Origin of the sequence: Rhodococcus sp. BP22, assembly GCF_014281965.1 — a bacterium.
Classification (GTDB): domain Bacteria; phylum Actinomycetota; class Actinomycetes; order Mycobacteriales; family Mycobacteriaceae; genus Rhodococcoides.
In genome coordinates this window covers 422,277-443,410 of sequence record NZ_JACFTB010000005.1, presented here as the reverse complement: position 1 = coordinate 443,410, position 21,134 = coordinate 422,277, and the positions used below count along the sequence as shown (strand labels likewise).

Below are 21,134 nucleotides of genomic sequence, written 5' to 3'. Positions count from 1 at the left end.
ATATAAGCAGGAATAACGCTACCCGGAGGCGTATGAGCATCTGGGCCGTTCTCGCGCTAGAGTGTGGTCCAGGAAGAAATACCAAAACCAACGGGGCGCCCAAATTTCCCCAGGCCGCCCCGCAAGTCCGCGAGGGGGCAACGCCATGGGCCGAGGCAGGGCTAAGGCAAAGCAGACAAAGGTCGCTCGTGAGCTCAAGTACAGCTCTCCAACAACGGACTTGGAGAGTTTACAAAGAGAACTCTCCGGCGGTTCGTCCAAGTCCCACCGTGGCGGCATTACCTCGGGCGGCATATCCTCCTCGGACGCGGAAAGCTACACCCGCGTCGAAGAGGATGAATACGAGGACTGGCGACGCTGACCTGCGATCTATACAACTGAGGGGGAGCCGCACTGCGGCTCCCCCTCAGTTGTATAGATTCCCTGCAGTTGTCATAGGTCGCTTGGCGCTCAGAAGCGTGGGTGATTTCCCAGCAGTACGGCGCGCTCGGTTGCGACCGTACTGTCCGTCGACTTCTTGACCGTTCCCAGAGTCCAGCATTCGATGTGTCGTGCAGTCAGGACAGCGAGTGCACGGTCCACGTCCTCGGGCGCCACGATGGCGACCATGCCGACCCCCATATTGAACGTCTGCTCCATCTCGCTGCGTTCGACGCGTCCACGCTGAGCGATCAGTGAGAACACCGGTGCCGGACTCCACGTTCCACGGTCCAGTTCGGCTACGAGCCCTGCGGGCATGACGCGTCCCAGGTTGTTCGCCAACCCGCCGCCGGTGACGTGACAGAACGTCCGCACCTCGGTCTCGGCAGCCAACGCCAGGCAGTCCTTGGCATAGATCTTGGTGGGCTCGAGCAGCTCCTCACCGAGAGTGCGGCCGAACTCTTCGACGTGACCGCCGAGGTCCATGTGGTTGATCTCGAGCAGAACCTTGCGCGCGAGGGAGTACCCGTTGGAGTGCAGACCCGAGGATCCCATTCCGATCACGACGTCGCCGGGGCGCACTCGATCGGGGCCCAGAACCGAATCGGCTTCGACCACGCCTACCCCGGTTGCCGACAGGTCGTAGTCTCCGTCTGCCATCAGACCTGGATGCTCGGCCGTCTCGCCTCCGAGAAGCGCACAGCCCGCAATGACACAGCCGTCTGCAATGCCCTTGACGAGCTCAGCGACCATTTCCGGCACTACGCGGCCGACGGCGATGTAATCCTGCAGGAACAGCGGCTCAGCTCCGCAAACGACCAAGTCGTCGACGACCATCGCCACGAGATCCAATCCGAGGGTGTCGTGCTTGCCCATCGCCTGCGCGACGGCGACCTTGGTGCCTACCCCGTCTGTCGAGGCGGCGAGAATCGGCTCCCGGTAGTCGCTCTTGAGCGCGAACAGTCCGGCGAATCCGCCAAGACCGCCCATGACCTCGGGTCGACTCGCCTTCTTGGCGAGGGGGGCGAACAGTTCGACCGCTCGGTCCCCTGCGGCGATGTCGACGCCTGCCGAGGCGTAGGAAGCACCACCAGAGGAGGTTGCGCTCGGTGGTCGGGTTTCCTCGGTCATGCGGCTCCAGCCTGTGTGCTCGTACTGTTTGTCTTCGCGCGTGGTGCGCATAGTGCGCTCTCACGGTACCGGAGCGAGCAATCGTCCGGGAACACGACAGACCTAGTCGACTGGTTGTGACGTCGACATCGCCGAATAGGACGTAACGACGATCACACGAGGCAGAAGCTCACACGAGACTACGGTCTGCTCAGCGCGCTCGCGTTGGCGTTGTCCGTCTCGGTCTGTTGGCCGGCGGCCGTTGCAAGCATGCCTTCGAGCACATGCTTGCCGAGAGCATTGTCCGGAGGAAGGGCAATCGGGTACTCGCCCGTGAAACATGCAGTACAGAGCCTTGATTCGGGCTGCTCCGATGCCGCAACCATCCCCTCTATCGAGATGTAACCGAGGGAGTCGGCACCGATGGCCTGACGCACACCTTCCAGGATTCCGTCCCCGGAATCGACGCCGTTGGCGATCAGCTCTGCCGGTGAGGCGAAGTCGATGCCGTAGAAGCATGGCCAGCGAACGGGCGGCGACGCGATCCGCACGTGGATCTCGAGTGCGCCCGCCTCGCGCAGCATTCGGATGAGGGCGCGTTGCGTGTTGCCGCGCACGATCGAGTCGTCGACCACGATCAGACGCTTACCGCGAATGACTTCCTTGAGCGGATTGAGCTTGAGCCGAATACCGAGCTGACGAATGGTCTGCGACGGCTGGATGAACGTTCGCCCGACGTAGGCGTTCTTCATCAGTCCCTGGCCGTACGGAATGCCCGAGCCCTGTGCAAACCCGACCGCTGCCGGAGTGCCGCTCTCTGGAACCGGAATGACCAGATCACCCTCGGCGGGGTGTTCCTTCGCGAGCCGTCGACCGATCTCGACCCGAGTGGAGTGCACGGATCGGCCGCCGATGACGCTGTCGGGACGGGCCAGGTACACGTATTCGAACACGCAGCCCTTGGGCTCAGGGGAGGCGAAACGTGAGGATCGAACACCATCGGCGTCGATGGCGAGCAGTTCACCGGGCTCGATGTCGCGTACAAACGCGGCACCGACGATATCGAGTGCAGCCGTTTCACTGGCTACGACCCAACCCCGATCGAGCCGCCCCAACGACAGCGGTCGTACGCCATGCGGATCACGCGCGGCGTACAGCGTGTGCTCGTCCATGAAGGTGAGGCAGAAGGCACCCTCGAGCGTCGGCAACAGTTCCATCGCAGCCTGCTCGATGGTGCGATCGGCGGCCTTGTGGGCCAGCAGGGCTGTCACGACGTCGGAATCCGACGTCCCGTTGCCCTGGAGTCGGTCGCTGATGAGACCTGCATCGCGAGCTCTGGTGGCAAGTTCGGCGAAGTTGACCAGGTTTCCGTTGTGGCCGAGCGCGATGCCCGTTCCGGCAGTGGTCGTACGGAAAATGGGCTGCGCGTTCTCCCAGATGACCGAACCGCTCGTGGAGTAGCGGCAGTGTCCGATGGCGACGTGCCCCGGCATGGCGCCGAGGGTCTGCTCGTCGAATACCTGGCTGACGAGTCCTAGGTCTTTGAAGACCAGCACCTGTGCGCCGTCGGAGACGGCGATACCCGCAGCCTCCTGGCCTCTGTGTTGCAACGCATACAGCCCGTAATAGGTAAGTTTTGCCACATCCTCGCCTGGAGCCCATACACCGAAGACGCCGCACTCTTCTCGCGGCTCACTTTCGGGTACGTCCAGCGGTTTTCCTACCAAAAGATTCGGACTGTCGACCGACAACTCGGCGTTGGTCACTGGCACTGCTCCCTAATGGGGACGAGGGCGGGGGGTGAGACCAGTCTACGGGCCCACGGCAAGAGCCAACGCATCGTACGTGCTCAGCATTCCCTCGGGAGGCTTATTCCCGCAGGATCGGCAGCCGCATGATCGGCAACCAGTGTGCGACGTCACCCGCCCGACTGCCGGAGGCTGTGATGGATCCATCTTTCAGCGCATCGTCGAAGGTGCGGACCCCTGTCGCTATCTGCAACCAGGTGTACGGATCCGTCTCGACGACGTTCGGCGGCGTGCCGCGGGTGTGCCGCGGGCCGGCGATGCACTGCACCGCCACGAAGGGCGGAACCCGAACCTCCACGCTCGAACCCGGTGCGACCTGCGCGAGCGTGCGTACGGTGGTCCGAACTGCATCGGCGAGCGCGGCACGTGAGGGCTTCTCGACGTCCTTGCCTCTGGTCCAGTCGGCGACGGCCAGCACGGCGTCGCGTACCTGTTCGGGGGTTACGAGTTTGCTCGGCGCCATCGCCTCAGCCTAGTTCCAGCGGCCTGGTTCCAGCGCTTAGTCTGGTTCCAGCCAGAACCGCCCCACTGACGTTGACCGACAGATGCATCAGCGCAGGAGCGAGGATGCTGCCGCTGCGTCGCCGTAGCCACGAGAACATGACCCCCGCGGCCGCGGTGAAGACAACGGTGCCCACCACCGAATCGCCTGCTGTCCGTGCCGGGCGAATGTGCCACAGCCCGATGAACATTGGCGACAGTGCGGGTGCTACTGCGTCGAACACGCTTCGAAAAACGAGCTCCTCGCACACGACGGTTCCGAACGGAATGCGAAACAGGATCCACTCGGCCAGGTCATTTTCGGATGGACGCACGCGCTCCAGCCACGACGGTTGGGCCGCGATGACGACTGCGCCCACCACAGGGACAGCTCCGACCGCGGTTCCCCAGGCGAGCCCGGAACGCCAGGACGAACGCCGAAGCCCGGCGGGGCGGATGCCGAGCGTGCGGGCGAGGACGGTCGTGCCGATACCGAACGCGAGATTCGCGACAGCATTGTGCCGGTCGGACAAAGCCAACCGCGGCAAGACAGAAGTGCTCCAGCTCGTGGTCACGGCGCCGAGCGCAATCCCGCGGATCACTTTTCCGGGCCGTCCCTACCCTTGTAGGCGTTCATTACGGCGCGCACACGTTCGGTGTCGGCAGCGGACCACCCATCGGGGGCTGCGATCGAGACCCACCCGTCGAGGACCAGCGTTCCGTAATTGTGTCCGTGCCCGTCCGGGACGCCTGCGGCGTTGGTCAGGTCTGCCGCCACCTGCCAGAACGTGACGATCGGGAACCACCGCATATCGGGCAGTCGATCGGGCCCGGGCGCCTCGGACAGCCAGTCCGGCCGCTCGAACAGCAGGTCCGGCGACCACCAGACGACGGGATCCGACGCGTGCTGTACGTAGAGCACCCGCGGGCCGTACCAGGGTTGACCCGCGGGCGGTATCGCTCCCGAGTTGTCTGCGAAGCGCAGCACGAGACCGTCCGCGTAGACCGGGAGCACTTCCGCGCTGCCCGGGTCGCGTCGATCCACGAATTGGCTCCAGAGGCGATTGGAGTTCGGCGGTCCCACCCACAGCACCCCGTCGGTCGTGTCACGGATGTCGGCCAAACCGTCGAACGCACCCTCGCCGGCATTGGTGCCGAGGCTTTCGCCGTAGACGTAGAACTTGGGGCGCGTGGCCTCCGGCTCTTGCAGCCAGCGCTCGTGAACCTTGTCGATGAGTGCCTTGCCTGCCTCAGACGCGATTTCTCGTTCGGCGAGAAAAGAAATCCAGCTCGGCAGGTAGGAGTATTGCGCGGCCACCGTGGCTACGTTGCCGTCGAACATCAATTCGGCTGCTTCGATGGCTGTCGGATTGACCCAGCCCGTCCCCGTCGTGGGTACGACGACCAGGGCGCTACGTTGGAAGGCGCCGGTTCTTTCGAGCTCGTCGACGACGAGGTCGAGCCGCTCGTCCTGGTTGTCGGCGGATTCCAGTCCGGCGTATGCGCGGATCGGCTCCATGGCGTTCCGTCCGAGCGCTTGGGTCAGCTCGCCGGCGTTCATGCCGCTGGAGACAAAGTTTCGACCTTCGAATCCGAGTGATTCCCACGACGCGGCGGACTGTGGACTTCCGGATCGCTCCGGCTCCGTGGGCTGGATTGCGCCGTCGCGAGTGTCGTCGTTCTGGAGACTGAAGATCGAGTTCGTCACGTCCGACACCGCCCGAAGCAACACGCCTTGAACGAGCGTGACGACGAGAACGACGACCAACACCACGCCGATGACGTTGGCGACCTCACGCGGCATCTTGATCAACTTGTTGATCTGCCGGACTACGAGTCGAACGAAGTCGCGGAGGACCCGAATCGCCGAGATCAACAAAGCGGCCGTGGCGATACTCAGAGCCCCGGTCCGCAAGTAACCGGTCGTCGTGGTTCCCTCGGCGTCCATCAGTGCAGCCAGTTCGCGTTGCCAGCCTGCGGAGTAGGCGAGCATCACGAGCGAAGCGAGGACTGCAGCGATCGGGACGAAGATCTTCAGGCCCAGCTCGGCTCGTGGTGGCAGCGGCCACCACGAACGTGGCCGCAGAAACACGCGGAGTACCAGCCATCCGACTGCGACACCGAACCCGTAACCGATCGCCGAATTGATTCCCCCGATGAGGCCCTGGAACAACCAATCTCGGGGCAGAAGCGACGGCGTCAGCGACCAGCAGAAGAACAGCGCACTGAAGGCGAGACCGGTGAAGTCGAGCTTCGGCAGACCCCACAGCCACATGAGGAAGGGATGCTCAAGCGGGGAAGGCATCGAGAACTCGACGGGGATACCGAGGTAGTGAGCATGTTCACGCTCGACTGTGCTCACGACCTCCGCCGCATCCTCCGATACCTCGCCCCGCGTCACGGCCCTACCCGAAGAGTCGCGGAAGAGTGCCCTCGAATACTTCCCGCAGCTCGGTCATCGGAACCGAGAACTGACCCTGAACCTCGATCTCGTCGGAGCCTTCGTCGACGACGCCGATGCGCGTCCACGGCAGCTGACGAGCGGTACACATGTTGGAAAAGCGCGTCTCCTCGGTACGTGGGACCGCAACGAGAACGCGACCCGAAGACTCCGAGAACAGTGCCACGAAAGGATCTGCACCCTCGGGGAGCAGAATGCGGCATCCGGTTTCGCCGGCCAAAGCTGCCTCTACGACGGCCTGAGCCAGTCCCCCCTCGGACAGATCGTGGGCGGCGGTGACCATGCCGTCGCGCGAACCGGCGAGGAGGATGTCCGCCAGCAACTGCTCCCGCGCGAGATCGACCTTCGGCGGAACGCCACCGAGATGATCGTGCTCGACCTGCGACCAGATGGAACCGTCCAGCTCGTCGTGTGTCTCACCGAGCAGGATCAACGTTTCGCCGGGCTCGAGACCCAGGCCCGTCGGGATGCGTCGGTGCACGTCGTCGATCACGCCGAGGACGCCCACCACGGGCGTCGGCAGGATCGGCTCGGAGCCGGTCTGGTTGTAGAAGCTGACATTTCCGCCGGTGACGGGGATGCCGAGAGTGACACAGCCGTCGGCGAGACCGCGGACGGCCTGCTGGAACTGCCACATGACGCCCGGGTCTTCGGGGGATCCGAAGTTGAGGCAGTTGGTGACGGCCTTGGGAGTCGCACCGGTGACGGCGACGTTGCGAAATGCCTCGGCAAGGGCCAGCTGAGCACCCTGATACGGATCGAGCGCGGTGTAGCGGCCCGACGCATCGGTAGCGAGTGCGATACCGCGACCGGTCTTCTCGTCGATGCGGATCATTCCGGAATCGGCGTTCTCGGCCAGCACGGTGTTGCCGCGAACGTAGCGGTCGTACTGCTCGGTGATGAACTTACGGCTGCAGAGCTGCGGCGAGGCAATCATCTTCAGCAGCGTTGCCTTCAACTCGTCCGGCGTTTCCGGACGCTTCAGCGATGCAGTCGTGTTCGCGATCAGTGCGTCCTGATGCGCTGGACGCTGCACCGGACGGTTGTAGACCGGGCCATCGTGGGCGACCGTCTTCGGCGGAACATCGACGACGGTCTCGCCATGCCAGGTGATCTCGAGGTGGTCGCCGTCGGTGACCTCGCCGATGACAGTGGCCAACACATCCCACTTCTTGCAGACCGCCATGAACGCATCGACGTTGTCCGGAGTCACGACGGCGCACATGCGCTCCTGCGACTCGCTCGAAAGCACCTCGGCAGGGGTCATGCCGGTGGCGCGCATCGGCACCTTCTCCAGCTCGATGGACATTCCCCCACTACCGGCGGACGCGAGTTCAGAAGTGGCACAAGACAATCCGGCACCGCCGAGATCCTGGATGCCAACGACGAGCTTGCCTGCATACAGTTCCAAGCACGCCTCGATGAGGACCTTCTCGGCGAACGGGTCGCCTACCTGAACCGCCGGAAGCTTCTTGCGCTTGCCGTCGGTCTCGTCGCCGTCGAAGGTCTCCGAGGCGAGAACGGAGACGCCGCCGATGCCGTCGAGACCGGTACGAGCGCCGAACAGAATGATCTTGTTGCCCAGTCCCGACGCGAACGCGAGATGCATGTCCTCTACCCGCATGACACCGGCACACAGAGCATTGAGCAGCGGGTTACCGGCGTAGGAGGCGTCGAACACCGTCTCTCCGCCGATGTTGGGGAGGCCGAGGGAGTTTCCGTATCCACCGACTCCCGAGACGATGCCGCTCAGCACGCGACGAGTGTCCGGTGCATCAGCGGCACCGAAGCGCAGTTGATCCATGACGGCGATGGGACGCGCACCCATGGCCATGATGTCGCGGACGATGCCGCCCACGCCTGTCGCGGCGCCCTGATAGGGCTCGACGTACGACGGGTGGTTGTGGCTCTCGACCTTGAACGTGACGGCCCAGCCGTCACCGACGTCGACGACGCCTGCATTCTCGCCGATGCCCGCGAGCATCGAGGTGCGCATCTCGTCCGTGGTGGTCTCCCCGAAGTACTTCAGGTGCACCTTGGAGGACTTGTAAGAGCAGTGCTCGCTCCACATGACCGAGTACATCGCAAGCTCGGCATCGGTGGGGCGACGGCCGAGTATTTCCTTGATTCGGACGTACTCGTCTTCCTTGAGTCCGAGCTCTTTGTACGGCTGCTCTACATCGGGTGTGGCGGCTGCGGTTGTCACTGTATCGACGGACACGAGGAGTGGGGTCCCTTCTTGGAGCGAAATGCCAGCTGAAGTCTATCGGGCGGGGGCGACATGCCCGAATCCTCGTCCCTCCCCCGGTAGCGAGCCAGGCCGAAATCAGCGTACGAGCACGACCCGGGGGCATACCGCTCACCGAGAACGATCTGGACGACTTGCGCGTCCTGACGCCCCAGCTGGTGGTCAAGGGTGTGGATATCCCCCGCAAGGCCGTCGCGTGCTTCTGCGCGAGAGTGATCGACTCCATAGCCGGTCAGGGTCGGGCGCGGGTGTGGTCCGGATGGCGGTCAGAGCCCGGCGAGCATCCTGTGCACGAAATTCAATCCGGCGGGGAGCGGCTCGCGGTCGAGGAGTGCGTGCGCCTGTAAGCGCGCACCCTTTTTCGTAAGCGCACCCCCGCGCTAGCCGAACAAGTCAGGGGTCTACTTCGGAATAAGGGTGCGCGCTTACCGAGCCGGGGCGAGAAACGCGGCGAGCGCGGCGGCGTAGGCGGAGACGTCGGACGCTCCCATCAACTCGCGCGCCGAGTGCATCGCCAACTGCGGCGCCCCGACGTCGACGGTGGACACGCCTGTGCGCGAGGCGGTGATCGGCCCGATCGTGGACCCGCACGGCAGGTCGGCGCGGTGGACGTAGCGCTGCAGCGGGACCCCAGCCTGATCGCAGGCCAACGCGAAGACCCCGGCGCCCACGGAATCGGTTGCGTACCGAAGGTTCTGGTTGACCTTCAATACCGGTCCGCCGCCGAGTTCGATGCGGTGCGCGGGCTCGTGTCGATCCGGGTAGTTCGGGTGCGTAGCGTGCGCCATATCGCCTGAGGCACAGATGGAAGCGGCCATCGTTCGCAGGAACTCCTCGCGTCCCCCGCCGCGCCCGAGCACGATTCGCTCCAACACTGTGTTGAGCAGATCGGAGAAGGCGCCGCGATCGGACATGCTGCCGACCTCCTCGTGATCGAAGAGGGCCAGCACCGGAGTCGCGGTGGTCGGGTTCTCCACTGCCGCAATCAAAGCCTGCGTTCCGGCGTGGCACGTCGCCTGGTTGTCCAGACGCGGAGCGCTGACCAACTCGTTCTCGACACCGACGACTGCGCTCGGCGCCAGGTCGTGCGTCATGAGTTCCCAGCCGAGCACCGCAGACGGATCCACTCCTTCGCGCTCGGCGACGTATCCCAGGAACGATCGGGGTGAATTACCCAGTCCCCAAACAGCGTTGACGTGACGCTGCGGATCGAGGGTGACGCCCTTGCGATCCTCGGACAGGTGGATCGCCAACTGCGGTACGCGGAGGATGGGTTCGTCGATCTTGACGAGCACTTCCCTCAGTCCGTTGCCGTCTCGGACACTCAGCCGTCCGGAGATTCCGAGGTCGCGGTCCAGCCACGAGTTGAGCCAGGCACCGCCGTACGGCTCGAGACCGACCATCTGCCACCCCGCCGACTCGAGGTCGGGGTTTTGCTTGACGCGCAGGTTCGGGCTGTCGGTGTGCCCGCCGACGATACGGAACGGCCCCTCGGACTCAGTGCTCCACGCCACCAGCGAGCCGCCGCGAATCAGGTAGTACCGCCCTGCCTCCGTCGGCCAGGCTGCGGTCTCCTCGACCCGGACGAACCCGACTTCTTCGAGTTGCACCGACACCGTGCGGCACACGTGGAAGGGCGACGGCGAGACGTCGACGAAGTTGCACAGACCGGCGGCAGTCGCATTGGAATCACTGAACGGCATAGGGACCATTGTGTCAGCTGCGGCGTCGAACAGATCAAGTCACATACGACCGGATCGCGTGGCGTCCGCAACCTGGCTTCACCATTCCCAACACCCACGGAATGGCTTCTGCACCGTCGAGAATGCCGCGCACTCGGCGCGCGCCGACTCCCGGACCGTGACGGCTGGTGCGCTCCCGAAATGCAGAACACGTTGCCGTCGGTCTCCTCGGCCCACCACTGCGCGAGGGGGCCGGGGTCCGAGGAATCGAACGTGATCATCGCTGGTGTCAGAGTCATGCCCGGAGATCAACCCGGGCCACCGACAACTATGCGGAGACGATCGCATCCAGAGCGGAGTAGAAGATGCCGAGGCCGTCGTCGCTCGGGCCGGTGAGGGGCTCGGTGGCGTGCTCGGGATGCGGCATGAGTCCGACGATGCGACCGTTGGCCGAGGAGATACCGGCGATCGCGCGTTGCGAACCGTTGGGGTTGGAACCGCTGTAGCGGAACACGACCCGGCCTTCACCCTCGAGCTCGTCGAGAACCGCTTCGGAGGCCTGGAATCGACCTTCGGCGTTCTTGACGGGAATGAGGATCTCGGCGCCGGCCTCGTAGCGCGAGGACCATACGGTGTTGCTGTTCTCCACCTTCAGCCACTGGTCGCGGCACACGAAGTGCAGATTCTCGTTACGCGTCAGAGCGCCTGGCAGCAGTCCTGCCTCGCAGAGAATCTGGAAGCCGTTGCAGATACCGAGGACGGGCATGCCGCCTTCTGCTGCCTTGACGACGGATTCCATGACGGGTGCGAACCGGGCGATGGCGCCGGCGCGCAGATAGTCACCGTAGGAGAAGCCGCCCGGAACGACGACCGCGTCGACGTTCTTCAGGTCGGCGTCCGCGTGCCACAAGCTGACGGCCTCGCCGCCTGCCAACGTCACCGCACGGGAGGCGTCGACGTCGTCGAGAGTTCCTGGAAAGGTGATGACACCGATGCGAGTGCTCATGCGAGACGGGTCACTTTCCAGTCCTCGATGACCGTGTTCGCGAGCAGCGATTCGGCGATCTTCTCCAGCTCGGCGTCGTCGACACTGTCGTCGACCTCGAGCTCGAAACGCTTGCCCTGACGCACATCGGACACACCTGCGATCCCGAGACGCCCCAGAGCGCCTGTGATGGCCTGACCCTGCGGGTCGAGAATTTCGGTCTTGGGCATGACGTCGACAACAACACGGGCCACGTGAGAGCTCCTCGAGATATAGGTACCGGCAGGTGAGAGTCTACGCAGGCACTGCCGTGCGCATGACACTGCGTTTACTGTGGGGTGATGCGGCTGACTCACTTCGGACATTCCTGCCTCCTCGTCGAACTCAACGGAACGACCGTCCTCTTCGATCCCGGCAACTTTTCCCACGGATTCGACGGCATCACCGATCTCGACGCAATCCTGATCACCCACCAGCACCCTGATCACGTGGACCTCGAGCGTCTGCCGGCATTGGTGCAAGGCAATCCGCGGGCAGCGCTCTATGCGGACCCGATGACGGCGTCGCAGCTCGGTGACCGCTGGACGGCGACGCACCCGGGGGATGTGTTCGGGGTCGGCGGCATCCAGGTGACCGGAGTCGGCGGCACTCATGCGGTGATTCACCCGGACCTGCCGGTGATCGACAACACCGGTTATCTCCTCGGAACTCCCCAGCATCCGTCCCAGTTGTTGCATCCCGGCGATTCACTGTTCGTCCCCGAACAGAAGGTGGACATTCTCGCGCTCCCAGCCGCGGCGCCGTGGATGAAGCTCTCCGAAACCGTCGACTTTCTACGCGCAGTCGCGCCCCGCACGGCCTTCCCGATCCACCAGGCCATCATCGCCGAGCAGGCCCGCGGGATCTACTACGGGCGCTACAAGGAGTTGGCCGACGAGAACACCGAATTCCGGACGTTCCCGGAGGAAGGTTCGATCGAGCTCTAGGACCCCGTCACCTCGACGGGGAGAGCGTCCAGCATCGTCACCGAGGACCCGTCCCACTGGTAGCGGATCAATGCGGGACCGCCCGTCGGGTTGGCGTTGGCATCGTCACCGACGGGCCAGCGATACCCGACGGTGATGGTGTCGGCGGACTGCGAGTCGACGAACGTGAACCCGTACGGCTCGGACGTTCCGGTGCCGAGGTAGTCGCCGTCGGCGAAGAACAACACCTGCACCGGCGAGCTGGCGGTACCGCCGGAAGTATCGGCGCGAACCCAGGTGAACGACGCGCACGGGTCACCGATCTCCGTTGCCACCCACGGAACGCCGTCGAAGTACTGCGGCAGTGAGGCGACAGCATCGGTCACTGTCGTCGAGGCGAGATCCAAGCAGACGGGATATTCGGGACCGGGCGTACGCGTAGCAGGCGCAGCCTCGGCGCGCGGAACCACTTCCGTTCTCGTACCGGGCGGGCGATCCGCGATGATGGGCGGGAGAGACCCAGTTGAGGGCACGAAGGTCTGCGGCACATTCTGCTGTCCCGGTGCTGCAGACGATTTCGGGGCTGCAGAGGATTCCGGGGCTGCCGGCGCATTTCCGCCCTCGGAATTTCCGCACGCCACCAGGGCCATGACGCTGATCGCTACGAGAAGAAGTCGTTTCATGCCGCCACCTGCAATATCGGTTGTTCAGTCGAGGATTACATCCCGCGAACCGAATGGTCCGTTACACCCAAGGGATACACCACTGACCGCTATGCGGCTCGGCGAACCGTCCGCACGTGCTCGTAGACGCCAGGCACCGCCCCGCTGTAGAGCGCGAGGTCGATCGCATCGAGCATCGCTCGGCGCGGCCCGCTACACCCGAGTTGCTGAGCGCTGACGGCCAATCGCACCATGCCGTCACGTCGAGCTGTGCGGCCCGCACCGATCACGAGCGCCCGGCACCACCACGGTTCGGCCTTCATACCCTCCCCGATGCCGAGAACTCGCCCACGCTCGGCGGTACCCGTTTCCAGGTCCCGAATTGCATTGATACCGGCAATCATTCGAAATCCGGCATCCGGCAATGCCGACACTGCACCGGGCGATGCGAGCCACCGGGGTGCCGCGAAAACCCTTGTCCGCAAGCCGGTCTCTTCCATGACGCGATCGGCAGCCATGAGTCGCAACCGGGCCTCGTGCCGCGGCAGGGCGGCGAACTCGGCGCGGCGACGCTTGGTTGCCGCCTGATCGTAGCCGTGCAGGACGATGGCATCCCCGCTTTCGCGTCGGCCCCGAAGCCATTGCTGGGTAGCCGAATCCTTCGCCAGCCGGTACTTGTCCTTCAACCGGGGCGCGACGAGCAACGAGAGTGGTACCGATCGCGAGTCGAGTTCACGGGCGAATTCCGCTGCGTAGTCACGGGTGTCATCTCTGATTCCACTTACCGAAACGATCAGTGCTCCAGACATGACTCGAGCCTCGCGCACCAGGGTGAACGAGGCTCGACATCAGCATTTACCGTGTCTAAACGGCGATGGTCTCTTTCGGCAGGATCTTGTCGATCGCTGCGAGAACTTCGGGTGCATCGGGTTCGGTGCGGGGACGGAACCGGTTGGTGACAACGCCGTCGGGCGAGATCAGGAACTTCTCGAAGTTCCACTGGATGTCGCCTGCCGTGCCCTCTGCGTCTTCGGTTTTGGTGAGCTCGGCGTAGAGCGGATGCCGATTCTCGCCGTTGACATCGACCTTCTCGAACATCGGGAAGGTGACGCCGTAGGTGGTGGAGCAGAACGATTCGATCTCTTCGGCTGTGCCGGGTTCCTGTCCACCGAACTGGTTGCAGGGAATGCCGATGACCGACAAGCCCTGCGCCGCGTACTCGGTGGCCATCTTTTCGAGGGTGGAGTATTGAGGGGTCAGGCCGCACTTGGATGCGACGTTCACCACCAACACTGCTCGGCCTGCGTACTCATCGAGCGTGGTGGGCGCGCCGCCCAGCGTGTTGATCCCGATGTTCTGAACTTCAGTCATGCCGACGAACTTACCTGTGGTTATCGCGGGAAGGGGAACCGACCATATGAAAAGAGAACGACCCTCCGCGAGGGTCGTTCTCTTCATTTCCGAACCGGGCGACGGGGGGTGCGCGTCGCCCGGCAGGTATCAGACCCTGGCCGAGGCCTTCTCGAGTTCGACGCGCTCTACACGCTTGTCGTCCTCCGGAAGGTGATCGTCGACCATGGTGGTCTCGTCGAACGGCAAGTTGCCGTCGAGAACTGTTTTGACGCGGGATGCGTCGATCGTCTTGGTCCACGTGCCCACCAGCAGGGTGGCGACGGCGTTGCCGGAGAAGTTGGTCACAGCACGAGCTTCGGACATGAAGCGGTCGATTCCGACGATGAGGCCGATGCCGTCGAGCAACTCGGGACGGTGACTTTGCAGGCCGCCGGCGAGCGTGGCCAGACCGGCGCCGGAGACACCTGCGGCACCCTTGCTGGCAATGATCATGAAGAGCAACAAGGAGAACTGCTCAGGGATCGACAGCGGCAGGTTCATGGCGTCGGCGATGAAGATCGACGCCATCGTCAGGTAGATGGCGGTTCCGTCCAGATTGAACGAGTATCCGGTCGGGACAACGATTCCGACGGTGGTGCGCTCGACACCGACATGCTCCATCTTGGCGATCAGCCGCGGCAGGGCCGACTCGGAGGAGCTGGTAGCGACGATGAGCAGGTATTCACGGGCCAGGTATTTGACCAGCTTGAAGATCGAGAAGCCTGCGACGAAGCGAAGAATCAGGCCGAGGAAGCCGAAGACGAAGATGGCGCAGGTGATGTAGAACGCCAACATCAGGGTGCCGAGCTGGATGACGGCGTCGAATCCGGTCGCGCCGACGACGCCTGCGATGGCTCCGAAGGCACCGATCGGGGCGAGCCACAGGATCATCGTCAGGATGCGGAAGACGAGCTTCTGCACTGCGCCGATGCCCTTGAGGATGCCTTCGCCCTGCTTGCCCATCGCTTGGAGGGCGAAGCCGACGAGGATTGCTACGAACAGAGTCTGCAGCACCGAGCCTTCGGTCAGCGAGGACAGGAGCGTCTCCGGGATGATGCCTGCGATGAAGTCCATCGTGCCGCCCGCGCCCTCCGCGGTGGCCGCGTACTTGTCACCTGCGCCACTGGCCGGGATGTTGAGCCCGCTGCCTGGCTGGATGAGGTTGCCGACGACCATGCCGATACCAAGTGCGATGGTCGACATAGTGAGGAAGTAGGCAAGTGCGAGTCCGCCGACCTTGCCGACGCTGGCTGCGGCTCGCACCGATCCGATGCCGAGGACGATGGTGCAGAAGATGACCGGGCTGATCATCATCTTGATCAAACTGACGAACAATGTGCCGAGCACCGCCAGATCGACGCCGACTTCCTTCCACAGCAGACCGACGATGACGCCGGCGACGACTGCGATGATCACGGCGATGTACAGCCAGTGGGTCTTGTCCCGCTTCGCCTTGGGTTTCGGCGGCGGGGTCTGGCTTGTGTCAGCATCGATGCTGGTAGTCATTGGTACGTCCTCTGCGGCTATATCTGCGACTTGTGCTGCGTGAGGTGGATCACGCCGCGCTAGGGAACGATGCTGGTGCAGATCGAGGCCACAGTCACGAATACGTTCATTCTGTTCATGGTTCTACTATTTCTTCGAGGTGACATGACATGGCCAAGCGTCCGACGAGCGTGGCAGGGCAGGTATTGCTCTTGCAGCTGGCGGTCATCGCTGTCGTCGTCGCTGCAGGCGGCATCCTCACCGTCCTGAACGAACGCTCCAACAGTGACGAAGCGACATCCCGGGTAGTCGTAGCGGTAGCCGCCAGCATCGCCAACGAACCGTCGACGCCGTTGGCTATTGCCTCCGAAAATCCGACGGCTCGGCTACAACCCGAAACCGAACGCATCCGCAAGATCACCGGCGTCGACTTCATCGTCGTCATGGCACCGGACCGCACCAGATTCACGCACACGACCGTCGACCTGATCGGTAAACCGTTCAGCGGCAACATCGATGGCGCTCTGCGCGGTGAGACCATCACCGAGACGTACGTCGGGTCGCTCGGTCCGTCGATCCGTTCGGTCACCCCGGTCATCGACACCTCGGGAAACATCGTCGGCCTCGTATCGGCAGGCGTCACCCGCGCGAAGATCAGCGAACAGTTCGTTCGTGGTCTACCCATGATCTTCGCCGTCGTACTTGCCGGATTCGCCGCCGCTGCAGCAGGATCCGTGCTCCTCGCTCGACGCCTCCGACGGCAGACCCTGGGAATGGCTCCTGCGCAGTTGCGCACCATGTACGGCCATCACGATGCCGTGCTGCATTCGATCGGGGAAGGACTGGTGGTGTTCGGCGAGGGTGACAGTGCCGAACTCGTCAACGACGAAGCGCGTCGACTTCTCGACCTCTCGGATGGGCCGGTGACGCGGGCCTCGCTGCCGGAGTCGATGCAGTCGATGGACACCGGAATCGTCCGCGGCGAACTTCATCTCACCGATTCCAGGGTCCTGTTCGTCAATCAGGATCCGGTGATGTGGGAGGGCACTCGGCTCGGCCAGGTCCTCAGCATCCGTGACCGCACCGAACTGCAGAACATCATGGGCGAACTCGATTCGGTCCGCAGCTTCGCCGAATCGCTCCGGTCGCAGGCCCATGAATCGGCGAACCGTCTGCACACGGTCATCACCATGGTCGAACTCGGCCGCTCCGAAGAAGCTGTCGAGTTCGCAACTGCGGACCTGGAGTTGTCACAACATCTGATCGACCGATTGATGGCATCCGTGCAGGAACCCGCGCTAGCGGCACTGCTGCTCGGCAAGATGAGTCAGGCCGGCGAACAAGGCGTGGAACTGACCGTCACCGAGGACACTGCGCTCGGACTCGTGGGCGTGCTGACGCCGCGCGAATTGGTGACCGTGGTGGGAAATCTGATAGACAATGCGATCGATGCCTCGAAAGAATCCGAACAACCGTGGGTCGAAGTGACGGTCCGTGACTCCGATGAGGTCCTCATCGTTCGTGTGGCCGACAGCGGCCCCGGAATGTCACCGGAAACGCTGCGTACGGCAATGACTCGCGGCTATTCGACGAAAGCCGATACCCGTGGACTCGGACTCGCGTTGGTCACCCAGATCGTCAAGCGCCACCGCGGGGAGTTGACCACCGCACTCACCTACGGTTCGGTGCTTCTCGCTCGCATCCCGTCCGGAGACCGGTCGTGATCAGGGTCCTTATCGTGGACGACGAACCGCTGATCGCCGAGGCGCACCGAAGCTATGTCGACCGAGTTCCCGGTTTCACTGTCGCCGCCGTCGCGCACAGCGGACACGGTGCCATGCGCGCGGCAAGCCGAGCCGAGGAACCCATAGATCTCGTCCTCCTCGACATCGGCCTGCCCGACGCCAACGGCATCGACGTGGCCGCCGCTCTGGGCGGTCTGCGTCCGAGCCCGGACGTCATCGCCATCACGTCCGAGCGTGATCTCTCGGTCGTGCGGTCCGCGGTCGCCCACGGTGTCGTTCTGTATCTCCTCAAGCCGTTCACGTTCGCTGCGTTCCGCGACAAGCTCGAGCGGTATCGCGAATTTCACGACGCGCTGCCTGCGGGTAAGAGTGCAGCCAGTCAACGCGACATCGACCGCGCCATGTCCCATCTGCGTATCGCCGACGAGCGCGCCTCCACACCCAAAGGCATTGCGCCACAGACGATGGACGGCATCACCGCCATCGTCCGACAGGCGCCCGACGGCCTGAACGCCTCCGAGGTCGCCCAGGCGGGCGGGGTGTCGCGAGTAACGGCCTGGCGGTACCTCGAGCGCCTAGCCGACGACGGACTGGTCACCCGCATCACCGAATACGGTAAAGCGGGTCGACCGCAGGTCCGTTACCTCTGGCGGTAGTCGAGCGAACCGCCTGTCTTGTCCACGATCCAGGCGTACTCGAAGGCTGCTTCCTTCCACTTCCCGTAGCGCCCGCTGACGCCACCGTGGCCCGCACTCATTTCGGTCTTGAGCAGTAGGTCGGAGTCGCCGGTCTTCGTAGCGCGCAGCGCAGCAACCCATTTTGCCGGCTCGACGTACAGCACCCGGGTGTCGTTGATCGAGGTGATCGCCAGGATGCTCGGATAGTCCTTCGCCTCGACGTTCTCGTAGGGGCTGTAGGACTTCATGTACTCGTACACCTCCCGGTCTGCCAACGGATTACCCCATTCGTCCCATTCGATGACGGTCAATGGAAGTGATGGGTCGAGGATCGAGGTCAAGGGATCGACGAAGGGTACATTGGTGAGGATCCCGTTGAACAGTTCGGGTGCGAGGTTCGCGACCGCGCCCATCAGCAGGCCACCGGCGCTTCCCCCGTCGGCGACGAGATGCTGCGGCGAGGTACGACCGCTGTCGATCAAATACTGTGCGGCAGCGACGAAGTCGGTGAAGGTGTTCTTCTTCGTCAGGGTCTTGCCGTTGTCGTACCACGCTCTACCCATTTCGCCGCCGCCGCGAACGTGCGCGACGACGAACACGATGCCCCGATCCAGCAGCGAGAGCCGGGCGACCGAGAAGGACGGATCCATGCTCGCCTCGTACGAACCGTAGCCGTACAGCAACGTCGGAGCGGGCCCATCCGGCACATCCTTGCGTAGGACGACCGACAACGGAATTCGAGTTCCATCCGCGGCAGTGGCCCACTCGCGATGCTGGACATAGTCGTTCGCGTCGAAGTCGCCCAATACCGGCTTCGACCTACGCAGCATCATCTCCCCCGTCGCGAGGTCGTAGTCGTAGACCTTGGCGGGGGTGATGAACGAGGTGTACACCAGACGCAGCAGAGGCTGACTCCACTCGGGGTTGGAACCCGCTCCGACGGTGTAGAGCTCCTCGTCGAACGTCATCTCCGCGTATTCGCCGTAACCGTTCTCGTCGAGCGGCCAGATCGCCAACCGCGTCAGAGCCTCGCGTCGATAGTTCAGTACGAGGTGGTCGGCAAACGCATCGACGTCCTCGAGTCGAACGTCGGCGCGATGTGGAACGAGGATCCGTTGGTCCTCGGGATTGTCGACGGGGGCCTCGGCTAGCATGAAGTTCTCGGCCTTCTCCCCTTCGGTGCCCCAGCCGTTCACCGATCCGTTGTGCTGGATGAGGAACCGGTCCTCACCCTTCACGACGGCGTGCTCGACGCTGTATTCGACACCGTCGACGCGCGGGAGAACGACGCGGAATTCGCCTTCCGGATCAGCGGATTCGAGGACGAGGTATTCGGTGGTGATCTTCGACGCCACCCAGATCATCAGGTATTTTTCGCTGCGTGTGGATCCGAAACCGACCCAGTAGCTTTCGTCGGGCTCGTGGAAGACCTTCTGGTCCTGCTCGGTAGGGGTGCCGAGGGTGTGCCGCCACACGGTGTCCGGCCGCCAGGATTCATCGACGGTTTGATAGAAGACGTGGCGGTGATCGATAGTCCACGTTGCACCCGTGGAGACGTTTTCGATCGTGTCGGGAAGCAGTTCGCCGGTCGAGAGGTCCTTGAAACGCAGCGTGTATCGCTCGTCGCCCTCGGTGTCGGTGGAGTAGGCCAGCAGGTTACCGTCCTGGCTGATCGAGAAGGCGCCGAGCGAGAGGAAGTCGTGTCCTTCTGCTTCGAGATTACAGTCGAGGAGGATCTGCTCACCGGCGATCTCGGTGTCCGCCGACAGTGTCGGCGGGGTCCAGTTGTCGGGTGAGTCCACCGGGCAACGGCATTCGAGCCCGTACGACTTCCCTTCGAGTGTGCGCGAGTAGTACCACCAGTTGCCCATCCGCGTCGGAACCGACAGATCGGTTTCCTGCGTGCGCGATTTGATCTCGTCGAATATCTGCCCCCGCAGCTCGGCCAGCCCGGCGGTCTCCTGCTCGGTGTACGCATTCTCGGCTTCGAGGTAGGCGATGACCTCGGCGTCGTCCTTGTCACGCAACCATTCGTAATTGTCCACGAAGGTATCGCCATGATGGGTTCGTTTCAGCGGAACCTTCTTGGCGATCGGCGGTGTGAGTGTCATGGCTTGACCCAATCTTCGAAGTTCAGACCCGAAATGCGTTCGTAGGCCTCGATGTAACGTGCGCGTGTCGCTGCGACGACTTCGTCTGGAAGTGGCGGCGGTGGGGTCTGCCCATGGCGGTCCCAGCCGGATTCACCGGTGAGCCAGTCACGGACGTACTGCTTGTCGAAACTCGGCTGCACCCGGCCTTCGGCGTAGCCGTCGGCGGGCCAGTAGCGCGAGGAGTCGGGAGTGAGAACCTCGTCTGCGAGTACGAGGTTGCCGTCACGGTCGAGACCGAACTCGAACTTGGTGTCGGCCAAAATGATTCCACGATCGAGCGCAAAATTAGCGGCACTGATGTAGATCTCGAGGGCTTCCGAGCGAAGCTTGAACGCAAGCGCTTCCCCGACCTGATCGATGACGGTCTGGAAGTCCACGTTCTCGTCGTGCTCCCCCATCGCTGCCTTGGCGGCCGGAGTGAAGATGGGCTCGTCCAGCTTGGAGGATTCGACGAGGCCCGGTGGCAGTTCGACTCCGCATACCGCGCCGGTGCTGCGGTAGTCCGACAATCCCGAACCCGTCAGATAACCACGGACGACGCACTCGATCGGGACCATCTGCAGCTTCTTCACCACCAGGGCCCGCCCGAGGAGTTCCTGCGGGATCCGCTCGTCGAGCGGATCACCGGCGAGATGATTCACCCCGCCGAGCTGGTCGAAGAAGAACACGCTCATCGCCGTCAGGACCCTGCCCTTGTCGGGGATCGGGGTATCGAGGACGTGGTCGTAGGCGGAGATGCGGTCGCTGGCGACGAGAAGCAGGTGGTCGTCGTCGACGATATAGAGATCGCGAACCTTGCCGCCGGCCAGATGCTGATAGCTATCAAGAGTTGGGCGCACCTAATCACCCTATCTGGGCCTG

General features: G+C 63.5%; 20 protein-coding genes and 1 pseudogene. 5 read left to right on the top strand and 16 right to left on the bottom strand.

Annotation, left to right across the window (positions count from 1 at the left end; all coding sequences use genetic code 11):
• Positions 1-145: 145 nt before the first annotated feature.
• Complete coding sequence (locus H2510_RS13835; RefSeq protein WP_084347077.1) at positions 146-361, top strand: DUF3073 domain-containing protein; 216 nt, start codon at positions 146-148, stop codon at positions 359-361.
• An 89-nt stretch (positions 362-450) separates the two neighbouring features.
• Here the strand turns inward: H2510_RS13835 and purM are convergent, their stop codons facing one another.
• The 6 genes from purM to purL form a co-directional block, all read right to left on the bottom strand.
• Positions 451-1,551 carry a phosphoribosylformylglycinamidine cyclo-ligase gene (gene purM / locus H2510_RS13830; RefSeq protein ID WP_084347121.1) on the bottom strand — a complete coding sequence of 367 codons (1,101 nt, stop codon included), beginning with the start codon at positions 1,549-1,551 and terminating at the stop codon, positions 451-453.
• A gap of 179 nt (positions 1,552-1,730) precedes the next feature.
• The gene (gene purF / locus H2510_RS13825; protein WP_084347076.1) at positions 1,731-3,296 is read right to left on the bottom strand and encodes an amidophosphoribosyltransferase; all 1,566 of its coding nucleotides are present in this window, start codon (positions 3,294-3,296) and stop codon (positions 1,731-1,733) included.
• 103 nt (positions 3,297-3,399) lie between these two features.
• Positions 3,400-3,801, bottom strand: coding sequence for a sterol carrier family protein (locus tag H2510_RS13820; RefSeq protein ID WP_186628849.1), 402 nt, complete (start codon positions 3,799-3,801; stop codon positions 3,400-3,402).
• A 4-nt stretch (positions 3,802-3,805) separates the two neighbouring features.
• On the bottom strand, positions 3,806-4,393 hold the full coding sequence (locus H2510_RS13815; RefSeq protein WP_315901371.1) for a CPBP family intramembrane glutamic endopeptidase: 588 nt from the start codon (positions 4,391-4,393) through the stop codon (positions 3,806-3,808).
• Between the two features lie 23 nt (positions 4,394-4,416).
• A complete protein-coding gene (locus H2510_RS13810; RefSeq protein ID WP_186628920.1) occupies positions 4,417-6,123 on the bottom strand; it encodes an alpha/beta-hydrolase family protein in 1,707 nt (568 codons plus the stop codon).
• A gap of 100 nt (positions 6,124-6,223) precedes the next feature.
• Positions 6,224-8,500: a phosphoribosylformylglycinamidine synthase subunit PurL gene (gene purL, locus H2510_RS13805; protein WP_186628848.1), complete on the bottom strand. Its 2,277-nt coding sequence runs from the start codon at positions 8,498-8,500 to the stop codon at positions 6,224-6,226.
• Between the two features lie 5 nt (positions 8,501-8,505).
• Here purL and H2510_RS20840 point away from each other — a divergent pair, with 5 nt between their 5' ends.
• A complete protein-coding gene (locus H2510_RS20840) occupies positions 8,506-8,874 on the top strand; it encodes a hypothetical protein (RefSeq protein ID WP_261392917.1) in 369 nt (122 codons plus the stop codon).
• Positions 8,875-8,952: 78 nt separating this feature from the next.
• Here the strand turns inward: H2510_RS20840 and H2510_RS13795 are convergent, their stop codons facing one another.
• The 4 genes and pseudogenes from H2510_RS13795 to purS form a co-directional block, all read right to left on the bottom strand.
• Positions 8,953-10,230: a M18 family aminopeptidase gene (locus H2510_RS13795; protein WP_186628847.1), complete on the bottom strand. Its 1,278-nt coding sequence runs from the start codon at positions 10,228-10,230 to the stop codon at positions 8,953-8,955.
• Between the two features lie 188 nt (positions 10,231-10,418).
• Positions 10,419-10,508 (bottom strand): annotated as a pseudogene (locus tag H2510_RS21220) (VOC family protein); the annotation flags it as partial.
• A gap of 29 nt (positions 10,509-10,537) precedes the next feature.
• Positions 10,538-11,215, bottom strand: a complete 678-nt coding sequence (gene purQ / locus H2510_RS13790) for a phosphoribosylformylglycinamidine synthase subunit PurQ (RefSeq protein ID WP_186628846.1) — start codon at positions 11,213-11,215, stop codon at positions 10,538-10,540.
• The gene (gene purS, locus H2510_RS13785) at positions 11,212-11,448 is read right to left on the bottom strand and encodes a phosphoribosylformylglycinamidine synthase subunit PurS (RefSeq protein WP_084347068.1); all 237 of its coding nucleotides are present in this window, start codon (positions 11,446-11,448) and stop codon (positions 11,212-11,214) included. Before purS ends, purQ begins: the two co-directional genes overlap by 4 nt.
• 87 nt (positions 11,449-11,535) lie before the next feature.
• On the opposite strand from purS, the gene H2510_RS13780 reads away from it, so the two are divergent.
• Entirely contained in the window at positions 11,536-12,180 is a 645-nt protein-coding gene (locus H2510_RS13780) for an MBL fold metallo-hydrolase (RefSeq protein ID WP_084347067.1), read from the top strand.
• Here the strand turns inward: H2510_RS13780 and H2510_RS13775 are convergent.
• The 4 genes from H2510_RS13775 to H2510_RS13760 form a co-directional block, all read right to left on the bottom strand.
• Complete coding sequence (locus H2510_RS13775) at positions 12,177-12,842, bottom strand: LppP/LprE family lipoprotein (protein ID WP_186628845.1); 666 nt, start codon at positions 12,840-12,842, stop codon at positions 12,177-12,179. The genes H2510_RS13780 and H2510_RS13775 overlap by 4 nt on opposite strands.
• A gap of 89 nt (positions 12,843-12,931) precedes the next feature.
• The gene (locus H2510_RS13770; RefSeq protein ID WP_186628844.1) at positions 12,932-13,630 is read right to left on the bottom strand and encodes a DUF2334 domain-containing protein; all 699 of its coding nucleotides are present in this window, start codon (positions 13,628-13,630) and stop codon (positions 12,932-12,934) included.
• A 55-nt stretch (positions 13,631-13,685) separates the two neighbouring features.
• Entirely contained in the window at positions 13,686-14,192 is a 507-nt protein-coding gene (locus H2510_RS13765) for a glutathione peroxidase (protein ID WP_136169948.1), read from the bottom strand.
• A 129-nt stretch (positions 14,193-14,321) separates the two neighbouring features.
• Positions 14,322-15,719 (bottom strand): cation:dicarboxylate symporter family transporter, encoded by a 1,398-nt coding sequence (locus H2510_RS13760; protein ID WP_136169949.1) that lies wholly within the window; start codon positions 15,717-15,719, stop codon positions 14,322-14,324.
• A gap of 149 nt (positions 15,720-15,868) precedes the next feature.
• Here H2510_RS13760 and H2510_RS13755 point away from each other — a divergent pair, with 149 nt between their 5' ends.
• Positions 15,869-17,422 (top strand): ATP-binding protein, encoded by a 1,554-nt coding sequence (locus H2510_RS13755; protein ID WP_186628843.1) that lies wholly within the window; start codon positions 15,869-15,871, stop codon positions 17,420-17,422.
• On the top strand, positions 17,419-18,099 hold the full coding sequence (locus H2510_RS13750) for a response regulator (protein WP_186628842.1): 681 nt from the start codon (positions 17,419-17,421) through the stop codon (positions 18,097-18,099). The genes H2510_RS13755 and H2510_RS13750 overlap by 4 nt, the downstream gene beginning before the upstream one ends.
• Here the strand turns inward: H2510_RS13750 and H2510_RS13745 are convergent.
• On the bottom strand, positions 18,084-20,231 hold the full coding sequence (locus tag H2510_RS13745; RefSeq protein ID WP_186628841.1) for a S9 family peptidase: 2,148 nt from the start codon (positions 20,229-20,231) through the stop codon (positions 18,084-18,086). The genes H2510_RS13750 and H2510_RS13745 overlap by 16 nt on opposite strands.
• Positions 20,228-21,112 carry a phosphoribosylaminoimidazolesuccinocarboxamide synthase gene (locus H2510_RS13740; protein ID WP_186628840.1) on the bottom strand — a complete coding sequence of 295 codons (885 nt, stop codon included), beginning with the start codon at positions 21,110-21,112 and terminating at the stop codon, positions 20,228-20,230. Before H2510_RS13740 ends, H2510_RS13745 begins: the two co-directional genes overlap by 4 nt.
• Between the last annotated feature and the right edge of the window lie 22 nt (positions 21,113-21,134).

What these genes read in the sequence shown, in the direction of transcription:
- H2510_RS13835 (WP_084347077.1), top strand. Translation starts at nt 146, where the DNA reads ATGGGCCGAGGCAGGGCTAAGGCAAAGCAGACAAAGGTCGCTCGTGAG.
- purM (WP_084347121.1), bottom strand. Translation starts at nt 1,551, where the DNA reads ATGACCGAGGAAACCCGACCACCGAGCGCAACCTCCTCTGGTGGTGCT.
- H2510_RS13820 (WP_186628849.1), bottom strand. Translation starts at nt 3,801, where the DNA reads ATGGCGCCGAGCAAACTCGTAACCCCCGAACAGGTACGCGACGCCGTG.
- H2510_RS13810 (WP_186628920.1), bottom strand. Translation starts at nt 6,123, where the DNA reads ATGCCTTCCCCGCTTGAGCATCCCTTCCTCATGTGGCTGTGGGGTCTG.
- H2510_RS13795 (WP_186628847.1), bottom strand. Translation starts at nt 10,230, where the DNA reads ATGCCGTTCAGTGATTCCAATGCGACTGCCGCCGGTCTGTGCAACTTC.
- purQ (WP_186628846.1), bottom strand. Translation starts at nt 11,215, where the DNA reads ATGAGCACTCGCATCGGTGTCATCACCTTTCCAGGAACTCTCGACGAC.
- H2510_RS13780 (WP_084347067.1), top strand. Translation starts at nt 11,536, where the DNA reads ATGCGGCTGACTCACTTCGGACATTCCTGCCTCCTCGTCGAACTCAAC.
- H2510_RS13775 (WP_186628845.1), bottom strand. Translation starts at nt 12,842, where the DNA reads ATGAAACGACTTCTTCTCGTAGCGATCAGCGTCATGGCCCTGGTGGCG.
- H2510_RS13770 (WP_186628844.1), bottom strand. Translation starts at nt 13,630, where the DNA reads ATGTCTGGAGCACTGATCGTTTCGGTAAGTGGAATCAGAGATGACACC.
- H2510_RS13765 (WP_136169948.1), bottom strand. Translation starts at nt 14,192, where the DNA reads ATGACTGAAGTTCAGAACATCGGGATCAACACGCTGGGCGGCGCGCCC.
- H2510_RS13760 (WP_136169949.1), bottom strand. Translation starts at nt 15,719, where the DNA reads ATGACTACCAGCATCGATGCTGACACAAGCCAGACCCCGCCGCCGAAA.
- H2510_RS13755 (WP_186628843.1), top strand. Translation starts at nt 15,869, where the DNA reads ATGGCCAAGCGTCCGACGAGCGTGGCAGGGCAGGTATTGCTCTTGCAG.
- H2510_RS13745 (WP_186628841.1), bottom strand. Translation starts at nt 20,231, where the DNA reads ATGACACTCACACCGCCGATCGCCAAGAAGGTTCCGCTGAAACGAACC.